Origin of the sequence: Acinetobacter sp. YH12021 (assembly GCF_013420145.1) — a bacterium.
GTDB classification, from domain to species: Bacteria; Pseudomonadota; Gammaproteobacteria; order Pseudomonadales; family Moraxellaceae; genus Acinetobacter; species Acinetobacter towneri.
The window spans coordinates 31,410-44,795 of the sequence record NZ_VOYT01000012.1 but is presented as its reverse complement, the minus strand read 5'-3'; the positions used below and the strand labels follow the sequence as shown (position 1 = coordinate 44,795).

The window sequence follows — 13,386 nt, the reverse complement described above, 5'->3', positions numbered from 1 at the left end:
GCTGAATATAGGGTCTGTTGACATTTCATAAATGGCTTGCGCTGTAGGCTAAAACTGAGCAGATCAGGCATGAAACGCAGGGAATAGCGAGACTATTGCCAAGTTTCATAACGCAATCTGAGAAAGTTTTAGCCACATGAGCAAGAACAAAGCGCTGCTTTGTTTGCTGCGCAAGGGGGCGAGCATATTTTTTGCTGCTATTGCGTTATGTGCCAGTCATTTAGAATGACTAAATTTCCTGTCTCATGCCTTATATCAGCTAAAAAATCTTGCGAGATATATCTCTCACGTCGCAAACATAGATGAATTGTCAACAGACCCTAGATATTTATATAAAAAAACGCTCAATTCAGACCTTATAGCTCTTATATCTGACTGTTTTAATCGGGATATTTTGATTTTTGATTCTTAAGAATAATAGCTTTTAAGTCTACCTATGTTGTCGCTGACTTCTTAAATGGTGAGAAATCTTGCGCTGAATTTACTGCTTTAAGCGGGAAAATAGCGTGTAATTTGCCAGATTTATTGTTTTTTTCGCTATGTTTTTTTCTACATGCTGCGCAACACGTTTGCGCTGATCTGAAAAAATTCACTTTGGTCTAACACTTATTGATAGCTATTGCTGCAGTTTAAAACTGCGCAAGATGCAGGCTTTCACATGGCTATCTAATTCTAGTAGAGGGACCCAATGGATAGATCAACACAACATAGCGATCAGCGGCATGCGGTTATTACCGTCGCGATCTGCTTTTTAATTGCAGTGATTGAAGGTCTGGATATTCAGGCAGCAGGTATTGCTGCGGCAGGTATCCGTGAGCATTTTGGTTTAGACAGCTCGCAGCTTGGGGTATTTTTTAGTGCGGGTATTTTAGGTTTATTGCCAGGTGCTTTGGTTGGCGGACGTTTTGCAGACCGTATTGGTCGTAAAAAAGTATTAATCTGGTCTACAGCAGTCTTTGCTTTATTTACCTTATGTACGGTGTGGGTGAATAGCTTTGAAAGCCTATTGGCGGTGCGCTTCTTGGCAGGTGCGGGTTTAGGGGCAGCCATGCCAATTTTAATTACTTTGGCATCTGAAGCTGTTTCGCCACAAAACCGTGGTCGTGCTGTGGGCTTGATGTATTGTGGTATGCCTGTGGGTGCAGCCATTTTATCTTTAATTGCCAGTACAGATTTTGGCTCAAACTGGAAAAACATTTTCTATTTGGGTGGTTTGCTGCCATTTATTGTCATTCCATTGATGATGTGGTTATTGCCAGAATCACGTGAATTCTTAAAAGCACAAGCGGCAGGTAAAGATGTCACAGCACAAAATGCTGCGCCAAAAGCATCTTTTAAAGATTTGTTTAATTCACAAAACTTATTGCGTACCTTATTTATTTGGGTGAGTTACTTCTTTACCTTGATGGTGGTTTACATCATGTTGAGCTGGTTACCATCTTTATTTATGGAATTAGGTTTCTCGCGTAAAGAAGGCAGTACTGCACAGTTCTATTTCATGGTGAGTGCGACAGTCGGTACTGTAATTTTGGGTATGCTGACCGACCGTTGGAAAAAAGCCTACGTGATTTTATTGATGTATGGTGGTATTTTGGCAGGTTTATTTGCTCTAAATGCAGCGGGTTCACTCATGCAAATGTATATGGCTTCAGCTTTGGTCGGTGCTTTTGTGATTGGCTGTCAGGGCGTGTTATATGCTTTTGGTAGTATTGTCTACCCAACCGAAGTACGTGGTACTGGGGTCGGTGTTGCCTCTGCTGTTGGTCGTGTAGGCGCAATGCTTGGCCCTGCTATTGCAGGTCAGTTGTTGGCAGCAGGCTTTGGTGCGGCTGGGGTTATTTCAGCAGCCATTCCATGTATTATTATTTCAGCCATTTTCATGTTGTTATTGGTACGTCGTATTCAAACTGTTTAAAAGGATGAGAACAGTTGAAAGACCAAATAGCCTGCACCTGCAGGCTATTTTTTTGTATGTTGATCGCTGATTTTTGAGAGAAAATGCTCGAATGAAGTGTGACAAGTACTGTCGCAAAGCTGCCTGTTCTACTGGGTGGCAATGACGCAAGCAGGGTATAATAAGTCCTAAAAAACAGTAAATATAAGAGTATCATTTGAAGCAGAAAAAATTGATTGCAGAATTTCAGTTGGATCAACAGCAGTTTTCGCTGTATCTGATTGAATATGAATTTATTTTAGAACTGAAACGCCATTTTCGAGCAACACGGACTTCTCCAAAACAAAACGCGTGGCTGGCATTTGCCGATCAAGCTACTTATGAAGATGTCAACGCAGGTATTGATGCCTTTCAGGTGATGCGTTTAACCCGACAGCATTTGGTCAATTATTTAACTCGGCATCCACTGCCTTATTTTTATTTTCATGCCGCGACTGCACGCAAAGCCAAAATCTATCCACGTTTTGTACGGCAATTATTGTTACAGCTACCGAACTATCAACATTGTGCCGAAAACGATTCTTTTTATTTTTATCAAAGCGATACAACTCAGACTTAAATTTCAGCTATGCTGAGGGTAGCGTTTAAGATGGGGAAAGAAACAGCATGCAGCAGCTGAATAATGCCTTGATTGTGGTTGATGTGCAAAATGGTTTTTGTCCAGGAGGTAATTTGGCGGTTGCAAATGCCGATCAAATTATTCCCTGCATTAATGCGTTGGGACGTGTGTTTCAGAACATTGTGATCACCCAAGACTGGCATCCTGCAACGCATGTGTCCTTTGCTGCCAACCATGCAGGCAAACAGGACTATGAGCAGATTCAGCTCAGTTATGGCGAGCAAGTGTTGTGGCCTGTGCATTGTGTGCAAGGCACAGCTGATGCTGAATTACACCCAGATCTAGATTTGCCTACAGCACAATTGATTATACGCAAAGGTTTTCACGAGCAAATAGACAGTTATTCTGCCTTTATGGAAGCAGACCGCAAAACCACCACAGGCTTGGCGGCCTATTTAAAAGCCCGTGAAATTGATACGGTTTATATTGTGGGCATTGCCACCGACTTTTGTGTGGCGTGGACGGCAATAGATGCCTGTGAGTTGGGTTTTAGCACCTATGTGATTGAAGATGCCACCAAAGCGATTGATTTAAATGGCTCTTTAGAACAAGCATGGCAACAGATGTTGGCACAAGGAGTACAGCGAGTACAAAGTCAGCACTTACTTGGCTAAAACTAGATAACGAACTGGCCGCGAAAGGGAAGGGCGAAATCTTCCTTTTTTCTATAAAAATAGATTAAATGTAAAATAAAATAAATAAAAATCAATTTTTTACATATACTCAATTTTGACGAAATGTTCTGCGATTGATTGGGGTGTAACATGATTGTCATAATCTCTACCTACCATGCCTTGCACAGAGGCGAAATAAGCAGACTGTCTTAAAAACAGCATAGAGAAGATATGGAACACTTTCAGCATTCATCTGATACTTATTTTAATCGTGAACTCTCTTTAATTGAGTTTAACCGTCGGGTCTTGGCGCAAGCTTTAGACCCAGAGTTACCTATTTTAGAGCGACTCAATTTTTTAATTATTTTTTCACGTAATTTAGATGAGTTTTTTGAAATTCGCGTTGCAGGTTTAATGAAGCAACTCGATTTGAATGCCATTACCCGTACCCCAGATGCCATTCCGACTGAACAGGTCTTGGTAGAACTGTCTGATAAAGTGCATCAGGCGGTGAAGCAGCAATACGACACTTTAAATTATGCCATTTTGCCGCAGCTGCAAAGTTTAGGGATTCACTTTATTCAATACCATGACATTGTGGATAAACATAAAGCGTGGATTGCCGATTATTTTGCCCGTCAGGTACAGCCTGTTTTAACGCCAATTAGCCTAGACCCATCGCATCCATTTCCGCGTTTGGTCAATAAAAGTCTGAACTTTATTGTCAGTTTACAAGGCAAAGATGCTTTTGGACGTGAAATTGAAATGGCGATTGTGCCTGCGCCACGCTCTTTGCCACGTTTAATCAATTTGCCAAAAGAAGTGGCAGGTAGTGCGACTGAACATATTTTCTTGACTGCGATTATTCAGCAGCATATCAATGATCTGTTCCCAGGCATGAAAGCCACAGGTTGCTATGCGTTTCGAGTGACCCGCAATGCCGACCTGATTTTGGCCGAAGATGTCGATGATTTGGCAGTTGCCTTAAAAGATGAATTATCGTCACGTCGTTTTGGGCGTGCGGTACGTTTAGAAATTGAAGATGATTGCCCGCAAGATATTATTGATTATTTGCTCAGAGAGTTTGATTTAGATGAGCAGCAATTATATCGGATTAGCGGGCCGATTAACCTGTCGCGTCTGACCAGTAGTTTTGACCGACCTGAATTGAAATATCCACCTTTTGCACCTGTGATTCCAAAAATATTTCGGAAGCAAAAACCGATGTTTGAGATTCTGAAAAAGCAGGATGTGTTGCTACATCACCCATTTGACTCTTTTCAGCCGGTGATTAATTTACTCAAAGAAGCGGCGAAAGACCCAAATGTGTTGGCGATTAAGCAAACGCTGTATCGTAGTGGCCCAGATTCTGAAATTGTGCAGGTACTTGCAGAAGCCGCACGTAATGGCAAAGAAGTCACTGCCGTGATCGAGCTACGCGCACGTTTTGATGAAGAATCCAACATTATGGTCGCCAACGTCTTGCAAGAGGCAGGCGCAGTGGTGGTGTATGGCATTGTCGGCTATAAAACCCATGCCAAAATGATTTTGATTGTGCGTCGTGAGCAAGATCAGTTGGTGCGCTATGTACATTTGGGTACAGGCAACTATCATGCGGGCAATGCACGTATGTACACCGACTATGGTTTGATGACCACACATCCTGATATTTGTGAAGATGTGCATCGGGTGTTTCAGGAACTCACAGGCATGGGCAGATCGGCAAAATTAAAAAACTTGCTGCATGCACCATTTACCTTGCACAGTGAATTGCTCAAACTGATTGAACAAGAAATCGGGTTTGCACAAGCAGGCAAAGCTGCCCGAATTATCATTAAAGTCAATGCATTGACTGAGCCTGAGTTAATTACGGCTTTGTACCGTGCTTCGCAGGCAGGGGTACAGGTCGATTTAATTATCCGCTCGATTTGTTGTTTGATTCCAAAAGTGAAAGGTATGTCTGAGCGTATTCATGTCCGTTCGATTGTGGGACGCTTTTTGGAGCATACCCGCGTGTATTATTTTGAGCATGGTGGTGCAAAAAAATTGTACTGCGCCAGCGCAGACTGGATGGGGCGCAACTTATTTTCACGGGTGGAAACTTGCTTCCCTATTTTGGATGAGAAAATTAAACAGCGTATTGTAGAAGATGGCTTGCTGAGTTATTTGCATGACAATCAAAATGCGTGGGAGCTACAAGCCAATGGCGAATGGCAGAAAGCTGCTGTGGTGGGGCAGGCTGCTGTACACAATGCGCAAATGTATTTGGTCGAGCAGAAGCAGTTGAATGTGTAAATTGGGCTGCAGTAAATGGATGTGATCTAGCATCTGTGAGTATAAAAAACCTGAGTATGTGTGCATACTCAGGTTTTTATGCTTTTAAGGCATCTCATGGATTATTTTAAGAAGCTCTTGAATGTTTGCCTTTTAGAATTTCAGTTCGCAGGCTTTGCGCCAACTCAGCCGATTGGCTGTCCATGCCATTAACCATAAAGGCATGGCGCATCAGCACATTGGTCGGATTTGGCATACTCACCAATTCATAATGCGTAGACAGTTCATCTAGTAATTCATTCGGTAAATGCACTGCATTTTCACGAGCAGATAATTGATGCACCAAACGCTCTGCTGCCTGCACTGCAGATAACTGCATGGCTTCGACTCCGGTTGATAAACCACTGCGAGTTTGCAACACAAAACGCTTTTCTTCACGATAACGCTTATACAGCACTTCAGACAATAACTGGAACACCGTGCCAATCATGGCCATACAGGCTGCTGCATTTGGTGTATTGGCTGCAATACTGAGTGTTGCGCCATCTTCATGGAATGGTTGTACTGTTTGAATGTCGGAACGGTTTAACTTGTAGTGTTGTACGCACAGTTCAATGCTTTTGTTCAGGAAAATCTGACATAAGCTAAAATAAGGCACAGACACACTTTGCGTGACCGTGTCTAATAATTGTTTCGGGTCATAAAACTGAATATTCAGCGCAATGTTGTTTTGCTCTTGGCTTTGCTCAATGGCTTTGTTTGCTTTAGGCGACATCACAGGTTTAGGCTGTTGCTGTGCCTGCGCAAGTGCCAAAGCCGTTTGATGTTTTTCTTGTTCAAGGGCTTGCGTCAATAATTGTAATTCGTGTTTAAGGCGAGATTCATTATTAATGCGTGCTAAATATTCACTACGACTTGGACGGGCAATCGCGCGATAAGCCAACCATAACAAGCCATGAACCAATAATGATAAAAGTGTCGCTAACCATTGGGTACGCAGAATTTCACCAATACTTGGCTGAATTAAGGTAATTTCAATGCTGCCGACTTTCTTTTCATTGATGATTGCATCGCGGACAAAGACTTCACCTTCACGGGTACGTGACTGCCCACCTGTTGCCAAGACCTGATTTTGCGCATCTAAAATACGAATAGAAGCAATGCTTGGATTGGTGGCATAACGATTTACCAATAACGCCAGTGATACTGTATTGGCAGGTTCCAGCTCAGAAAGGCTGTCTGTGACCAGTTGGCTGGTCATTAACTGCCCCTGATTGGCGCGGTTTTCATTTAATTGGTGTGTTGTTGCAAGCACCAATAAAAAGGTGTGAAAAGCAAAACTTACAATCAATAGGCTAGCAAATAGCCCTTGTCTAGGCGCATTCAAGGTAAAACTTCCAAGGCATTTATATTCAATTTAGATTATGATTCTCACAATAGTTGTAGCTCAGACCCGAGTCAATTCATGCGAGAAATCATTCTTATATCATTTTTAGGACCTGACCAACCTAATCAGTTTACTCGATTAATGCAGGTATTGTCCGCTCATTCCTTACAAATCTTAGATGTTGGCCAAGCTGTTATTCATAATCAACTGACTTTAGGTATTGTTGTTGCATCAGAAGACCAGACTGCAACTGCTTTAGCCATGAAGGAGATTCTGATTTTAGCACATGATATTGGCTTAACTGTGCGTTTTAAACCAATCTCTGCAACTGAATATGAGCAATGGGTCAAAGAAGGCGGTCGTACCCGTTATATCGTGACTGCACTGGCACCAGAGCTGAATGCCTCACATTTACAGGCGGTCACGCATATTGTATCTAGCCAAGGTTTTAACATTGAAACTGTAACCCGTTTGTCGGGTCGCCCACAGCTTAATGTAGCCGAAGATGAACCTAAACGTGCTTGCATTCAGTTTGGATTAAGTGGACAAATGCTAGATGCAGTTGCCATGCGTGCTGCGTGTTTAAGCCTGTCGAATGAACTGAGTGTGGATGTCGCGGTACAAGAAGACAATGCCTACCGTCGTAACCGCCGTTTGGTGTGTTTTGACATGGACTCAACGCTCATTGAACAAGAAGTGATTGATGAGTTGGCGATTGAGGCAGGTGTGGGCGATCAGGTGGCGGACATTACCGAACGTGCCATGCAGGGTGAACTGGATTTTCAGCAAAGTTTCCGCGCGCGCGTAGCATTGCTCAAAGGTTTAGATGCTGCTGTGTTGCCTAAAATTGCCGAACGTCTGACCGTGACCGAAGGTGCTGAACGCCTGATTTCAACCCTGAAATCTTTGGGTTATCGCACCGCTATTTTGTCGGGCGGTTTCCAATATTTCGCAGAATATCTGCAGGAAAAATTGGGGATTGATGAAGTGCATGCCAACATTCTAGATGTGGAAAATGGCATGGTTACAGGCGAAGTAAAAGGTCACATTGTGGATGGTGCGCGTAAGGCATTATTGCTACGTGAACTGGCAGACAAAATGGGGATTTCTTTGGAACAAGCCATTGCGGTGGGTGATGGTGCGAACGACTTACCAATGCTTTCTATTGCAGGTTTAGGTGTGGCGTTCCGTGCTAAACCGTTGGTACGTCAAAACGCCAATCAAGCCATTTCAAGCGTGGGCTTAGATGGTGTGCTGTACTTATTGGGCGTGCATGACAAAGACTTGAACCGTGCCTAATATGACAATTCAATGAAAAAAACGCAGCAGTCATGCTGCGTTTTTTGTTTGTATAATCAGCAGATAACGATGAACGGTAAACAAAAACTGTCGATAAAAACCGCAACAGCACAGAATGAAAAAAATATTTTTTAAGGCAAAAAAATAAGGTGTTTTTTTGTAATGACACGCGAATAAAGAGCTAGCTTAGCTTCCCGAAAACTACAAAATTTAAAAAATGTAATGACAATATAATATTGCGACAAGGTGTGTCGCTTTATAAAAATACAAGTCTTTTTTTATCTAGAAAACGCAGCATAATGCAGACATAGAATTTAAATCGACATCCATTATTTATTTAAACGGTATTTGAAGTCGCAGACCAATTCAAAAAGAGGCTGCATCTTTAGACGGAGGTTTTTATGCTAACAGCGAATTTAGCGACCATTGTAGGCTTAAGCCTCGTCGCAGCTGCGTTGATTGCTGTTTTCTTTTCGCCTTATCGTCGCTGGTTAAACTTTATGTTGGCAGGTATGGTGTTTTGGGGTTTATTGGAAGTGGTGCGCTACAGTGTGCAAAGCGTATTTGAACTGCCAATTACCTACAGTTACTTGTCTGCAATTTGCTTGGCGATGACTTTGGTGACTTTATTATTATTACGAGAAGACCGTCGGGCAGAGCGTGCTTTGGCAAAACGTCGCTATATCGAACATACCCCAGTCTATGAAGACGATCAGCAGCAGTGCTCAAGCCGCTAAATCGTACAGACTAAATTCAAAAACTTTAAAAAGATGCAACTGGTTTGCATCTTTTTTGCTTTATCTGTACGGCAGTTTGCGCCATCCAAACAGCGACAAAATTTTAACACCCTCCTAAAGATTGTTATACAAAGCCTTGCAGCAAAAAGCGGGAGTTGTGATAGGATGAGTCTGTTCATTATCCAACAATTACAATAGGCTTCACTGTCATGAAACTTTCTGCAATTCCTGTGGTCAAACTTCCTTTGGTTGATGTCAGCACCGATCCACTTGACCTTCTCGTGGCAGGTTTGGCATTGCGTATGAAACAACTGGCACGTACCAGTCCAAAATTTATTGAGTTGGTGCATGAACGCCAGTTCCGTATTCAAATTGGCACAGACTTGGGTATGGCGCGTCAAATTATTGTCAACAATGGACATATTGACACTGTGGCAGGCGATGCAGAAAAAGCCGATTTTATTTTGCAGTTTGCAGACAGCGAGCAAGGCGTAAAAACCTTAATGAAAGGTGATCCAACTGCATTTATGACAGGCATGCAAAATGGCAGCATTAAAATGGAAGGTGATTTTGGCTTATTGGTGTGGTTTAACCAAGCAGCGAAATTGATTCCACCTAAACTACCAAAACCTGTAAAAGAAAAAATTAAAATGGCACGCCAGTTTATTAAACAAAAAACGGGTAAATAAGCTGCTCAGACCCAAACAAAAACCTCTGATCAATTTTTGACAGAGGTTTTTTTATATGTGATTTACTCGACTTCCAAACAAAAAGTCACAGGCCCGTCATTTACCAAATGCACTTTCATATCGGCAGAGAAAATACCTGTTTCCACCCTGTCAAACTGACTTTTGGCATAGTCCACCAATTGTTCATACAGCGCTTTGGCATCGTTTGGGGGCATCGCAGGGCCAAAATCAGGACGTAAACCTTTTTGAGTCTGTGCCATGAGGGTAAATTGTGAAACCAATAACACACTGCCATTGGCCTGACTGACATTCCAACCCATTTTGCCTTGTTCATCATCAAAAAAACGATATTTTAAAATTTTATCAATCAGCTTTTTGCCTTTCTCAAAATTATCGTCTTTGCCTAAGCCCAAAAATACCAAAATACCCTGTTGAATCTCGCCAGTGATTTCACCATCGACCACGACTTTGGCTTCAAGAACTCGTTGTAATAATGCGCGCATGGGGGACTAATTTTCTCAGTGTGGGGGATGGCTGCAGATTGTAGCAAACTCAGGCACTTTGGCGTGCATTAACATCAAGCATGAAAGCATCAGAACGGCAATGCCCGCAGAAAGATAAAATATCTTGGGAAGGCCACACTTCAGCAAAGTTGTAACAAGATTGTCGATAAATGCCCTTTTTTGCTGAATAAAGTATGCTTTAATGCAAGAAGTACCGCGAAATGATGACCCCTATGAGCCCCATTATTCAATCTCTGCTCGATACTGATTTATATAAATTCACCATGTTACAGGTGGTGCTGCATCAATTTCCGCAAACGCACAGTGTGTATCAATTCCGCTGCCGTAACCTTGAAGATACTGCGTATCCACTGAGCGATATTTTAGCTGAGTTGAACGCACAGCTTGACCATTTGTGTCAGTTGAAATTTAAAGAAGATGAATTGCAGTATTTGCGTAATTTACGCTTTATTAAAAGTGACTTTGTCGATTATTTAGAACTATTTCAACTCAAGCGTCGTTTTATTCAAGCCAGTATTGATGCGCAAGGTCGTTTGGATATTCGGATAGAAGGTCCGATGGTACAGGCCATGATGTTCGAGATTTTTGTCTTGGCAATTGTAAATGAACTGTATTTCCAGCGCATTCGCAATAATGAGGTCTGGGCAGAAGGTGAACGTCGTTTACAGCAAAAAATTGCCCTGATTCAAAGTTACCAACAGCAACAGCAAGCTGAAGATCCACCATTTTTGGTTTCAGATTTCGGTACACGCCGCCGTTATAGTTTTGCATGGCAAAAACATGTGATTACGGCCCTTCATCAAGCTGTACCTGAAGTGTTTCGTGGTACCAGTAATGTATTTCTGGCTAAAGAATTAGGCATTACCCCAATTGGAACAATGGCACATGAGTTTTTACAGGCTTTTCAGGCGCTAGATGTGCGTTTACGTGACTTCCAAAAAGCTGCGCTAGAAACTTGGGTGCAGGAATATCGGGGGGATTTAGGCATTGCCTTGACTGATGTGGTTGGAATGGATGCTTTCCTGCGTGACTTTGATTTATATTTTGCCAAGTTGTTTGATGGCTTACGACATGACAGTGGCGACCCGTATGTATGGGGCGATAAAGCTTATGCCCATTATAAAAAGCTGAAAATTGACAGTAAAACTAAAATGCTGACCTTCAGTGATGGCTTAAATGTCGAAAAAGCATGGGCCTTGCATCAGTATTTTAAAGACCGTTTTCAGGTTAGTTTTGGGATTGGTACCAACTTAACCAATGATATGGGGCAAACTGCGCTGAATATTGTGTTGAAATTGGTAGAATGTAATGGTCAGTCGGTGGCGAAATTGTCTGATAGTCCAGGTAAAACCATGACCGATAATGACACTTTCCTTGCATATTTACGCCAAGTTTTTGAAGTGAAAACATCTGTTTAAAATTTTAGCTCATTCCAGAAACCGAAGAAAATCTTCGGTTTTTTTTCTAGATTAAAGCATGTGATTGTTAAAATTCTGCGAAAGTTATGAAAAAAACAGCATGCCATCAAAAATGACCTATACTAAGTTAAAGTTGATTGCCAAACAGACTGAACCGCATAAAAATGAGCACATCTCCATTCAATTTTGGACTGCTGATTGAAGCAGAAGATTTAGTTCCCTATTTAGGGCATGAAAAATTGCGCATTGTCGATTTGAGCCGCAATTCGGTGTACGAGCAATTGCATCTTCCGCATGCCTTACAGGTCAAACCGAGCATGTTGCTACGTCAAGATGAAGATACGTCGGGTTTATTGCCTGAACATGAAGCTTTACAAGACTTAATTCATTATTTGAATATTTCTCCTGAACATCATGTGGTCGCCTATGACGATGAAGGTGGCGCATGGGCAGGGCGTCTGATTTGGAATTTACACTGTTTAGGCTTTGAAAATACCAGTTTACTAAATGGTGGGATTCACGCATGGTTGGCAGCAGGTTTTCCAACTACTTCTGAGGTTGAACCGCTAACACCCGTCAGCATGCTTGTTCCTGTTGCCGAGCAAAATCAGTATCGAATTCAATATGATGAGCTATTAGAAAAGTGCCAAAACCAGTCGGTGCAACTTTGGGATTGCCGCACCATAGATGAATATACAGGGCTGCGTTTGGCTGCACGACGCGGCGGTCACATTCCTGGGGCATTGCATTTTGAATGGAGTACTGCCCTTAATCGTGAAAATCATTTAAAATTGCATCCCTTAGAACGCACACGACAGCGTCTGGAACAACTCGGATTCAATTTAAACGAACCTGTAGTGGTGTATTGTCAGTCACATCACCGTTCAGGTTTGGCCTACATTTTAGGGCGTTTATTGGGTTGGAAAATTCAGGCCTATGATGGTGCGTGGAGTGAATGGGGCAACCGCCCTGACAGTCCTGTTATTACTGGAGAGTTGCCGTCTTGAGCCTCACATCACGTTTAAAAAAACAAATTTTCATTCAGGCACAACGCGTTGTGCCACAACATCAATTATCACGTGTTGTGGGTAAACTTGCAGCCAGTGAGCATCCTGTGCTCAAAAATGCGGTGATCACTGCATTCAAGGCGCAATACGGCATAGATATGTCTTTGGCAGAACAAAGCAATGCCTTGAAATATAAATCTTTTAATGAATTTTTTACCCGTTCTTTAAAGCAGGGTGTGCGGGAAATTGACAGCAATCCGAACAGCATTGTATCGCCTGCAGATGGGGCGATTTCACAGTTGGGTAAAATTGAAGATGGGGCAATTTTTCAGGCCAAAGGTCAGCAATTTACTGTTGAAAACTTAATTGCCGACCCGCAATTGGCTGAACCATTTAAAAATGGTCAATTTGCAACCGTGTATTTATCTCCGCGCGATTATCACCGTGTACACATGCCTTTTGCAGGCACACTCACCGAAACTTTATATGTGCCAGGTGAGTTGTTTTCTGTCAATCAAACCACAGCCGAAAATATTCCGGGTTTATTTGCCCGCAATGAGCGCATGGTGTGTTTGTTTGATACCGAACTGGGGCGTATGGCAGTTGTTTTAGTGGGTGCCATGATTGTAGCGGGCATTGAAACCGTGGCGACAGGCAAGGTCAAACCATCGGGGCGTTTGGAGCTGAATCAGCACCAATTATTCCTTGAAAAAGGTGCAGAATTAGGACGTTTTTATTTGGGTTCAACCGCGATTGTTTTGTTTGAAGAAAATAAAATGCAGTGGGATGCCGAATTCAAAGCCAACTCTGTGGTGGAAATGGGGAAAAAGTTAGGCTTTTTACTTTAATTTTCAATTTATAACG

At 42.3% G+C, this 13,386-nt stretch carries 12 protein-coding genes; 10 read left to right on the top strand and 2 right to left on the bottom strand.

The window, feature by feature from the left end; translation table 11 throughout:
* Positions 1-688 precede the first annotated feature (688 nt).
* The 4 genes from mhpT to ppk1 all read left to right on the top strand — a co-directional run bounded on the left by mhpT (position 689) and on the right by ppk1 (position 5,482).
* Positions 689-1,915 carry a 3-(3-hydroxy-phenyl)propionate transporter MhpT gene (mhpT, locus tag FTT91_RS10190; protein WP_131261231.1) on the top strand — a complete coding sequence of 409 codons (1,227 nt, stop codon included), beginning with the start codon at positions 689-691 and terminating at the stop codon, positions 1,913-1,915.
* A gap of 196 nt (positions 1,916-2,111) precedes the next feature.
* Positions 2,112-2,513 carry a hypothetical protein gene (locus tag FTT91_RS10185; RefSeq protein WP_131261230.1) on the top strand — a complete coding sequence of 134 codons (402 nt, stop codon included), beginning with the start codon at positions 2,112-2,114 and terminating at the stop codon, positions 2,511-2,513.
* A gap of 47 nt (positions 2,514-2,560) precedes the next feature.
* Positions 2,561-3,187 carry a bifunctional nicotinamidase/pyrazinamidase gene (gene pncA, locus FTT91_RS10180; RefSeq protein ID WP_104852749.1) on the top strand — a complete coding sequence of 209 codons (627 nt, stop codon included), beginning with the start codon at positions 2,561-2,563 and terminating at the stop codon, positions 3,185-3,187.
* A 231-nt stretch (positions 3,188-3,418) separates the two neighbouring features.
* Entirely contained in the window at positions 3,419-5,482 is a 2,064-nt protein-coding gene (gene ppk1 / locus FTT91_RS10175) for a polyphosphate kinase 1 (protein WP_131261229.1), read from the top strand.
* A 106-nt stretch (positions 5,483-5,588) separates the two neighbouring features.
* On the opposite strand, the gene FTT91_RS10170 is transcribed toward ppk1, so the two are convergent.
* Positions 5,589-6,848 carry a hypothetical protein gene (locus FTT91_RS10170; protein ID WP_180169356.1) on the bottom strand — a complete coding sequence of 420 codons (1,260 nt, stop codon included), beginning with the start codon at positions 6,846-6,848 and terminating at the stop codon, positions 5,589-5,591.
* A 78-nt stretch (positions 6,849-6,926) separates the two neighbouring features.
* On the opposite strand from FTT91_RS10170, the gene serB reads away from it, so the two are divergent.
* From serB to FTT91_RS10155, 3 genes are all read left to right on the top strand, one after another.
* Complete coding sequence (gene serB / locus FTT91_RS10165) at positions 6,927-8,147, top strand: phosphoserine phosphatase SerB (RefSeq protein ID WP_004974136.1); 1,221 nt, start codon at positions 6,927-6,929, stop codon at positions 8,145-8,147.
* A gap of 401 nt (positions 8,148-8,548) precedes the next feature.
* Positions 8,549-8,884: a ciprofloxacin tolerance protein AciT gene (gene aciT, locus FTT91_RS10160; protein ID WP_180169355.1), complete on the top strand. Its 336-nt coding sequence runs from the start codon at positions 8,549-8,551 to the stop codon at positions 8,882-8,884.
* A 209-nt stretch (positions 8,885-9,093) separates the two neighbouring features.
* Positions 9,094-9,573: a hypothetical protein gene (locus FTT91_RS10155; protein WP_004974140.1), complete on the top strand. Its 480-nt coding sequence runs from the start codon at positions 9,094-9,096 to the stop codon at positions 9,571-9,573.
* 62 nt (positions 9,574-9,635) lie between these two features.
* Here FTT91_RS10155 and dtd read toward each other — a convergent pair whose 3' ends face one another.
* Positions 9,636-10,076, bottom strand: coding sequence for a D-aminoacyl-tRNA deacylase (dtd, locus tag FTT91_RS10150; RefSeq protein WP_004974142.1), 441 nt, complete (start codon positions 10,074-10,076; stop codon positions 9,636-9,638).
* Between the two features lie 233 nt (positions 10,077-10,309).
* On the opposite strand from dtd, the gene pncB reads away from it, so the two are divergent.
* The 3 genes from pncB to asd all read left to right on the top strand — a co-directional run bounded on the left by pncB (position 10,310) and on the right by asd (position 13,370).
* Entirely contained in the window at positions 10,310-11,515 is a 1,206-nt protein-coding gene (pncB, locus tag FTT91_RS10145; protein WP_180169354.1) for a nicotinate phosphoribosyltransferase, read from the top strand.
* A 164-nt stretch (positions 11,516-11,679) separates the two neighbouring features.
* Positions 11,680-12,522, top strand: coding sequence for a sulfurtransferase (locus tag FTT91_RS10140; RefSeq protein ID WP_180169353.1), 843 nt, complete (start codon positions 11,680-11,682; stop codon positions 12,520-12,522).
* Complete coding sequence (asd, locus tag FTT91_RS10135) at positions 12,519-13,370, top strand: archaetidylserine decarboxylase (RefSeq protein WP_104852745.1); 852 nt, start codon at positions 12,519-12,521, stop codon at positions 13,368-13,370. The genes FTT91_RS10140 and asd overlap by 4 nt, the downstream gene beginning before the upstream one ends.
* Positions 13,371-13,386: the final 16 nt, after the last annotated feature.

Bases quoted from the DNA above. Each gene is read 5' to 3' on its own strand.
- mhpT (WP_131261231.1), top strand. From the start codon at position 689: ATGGATAGATCAACACAACATAGCGATCAGCGGCATGCGGTTATTACC.
- pncA (WP_104852749.1), top strand. From the start codon at position 2,561: ATGCAGCAGCTGAATAATGCCTTGATTGTGGTTGATGTGCAAAATGGT.
- ppk1 (WP_131261229.1), top strand. From the start codon at position 3,419: ATGGAACACTTTCAGCATTCATCTGATACTTATTTTAATCGTGAACTC.
- serB (WP_004974136.1), top strand. From the start codon at position 6,927: ATGCGAGAAATCATTCTTATATCATTTTTAGGACCTGACCAACCTAAT.
- aciT (WP_180169355.1), top strand. From the start codon at position 8,549: ATGCTAACAGCGAATTTAGCGACCATTGTAGGCTTAAGCCTCGTCGCA.
- FTT91_RS10155 (WP_004974140.1), top strand. From the start codon at position 9,094: ATGAAACTTTCTGCAATTCCTGTGGTCAAACTTCCTTTGGTTGATGTC.
- dtd (WP_004974142.1), bottom strand. From the start codon at position 10,076: ATGCGCGCATTATTACAACGAGTTCTTGAAGCCAAAGTCGTGGTCGAT.
- pncB (WP_180169354.1), top strand. From the start codon at position 10,310: ATGAGCCCCATTATTCAATCTCTGCTCGATACTGATTTATATAAATTC.
- FTT91_RS10140 (WP_180169353.1), top strand. From the start codon at position 11,680: ATGAGCACATCTCCATTCAATTTTGGACTGCTGATTGAAGCAGAAGAT.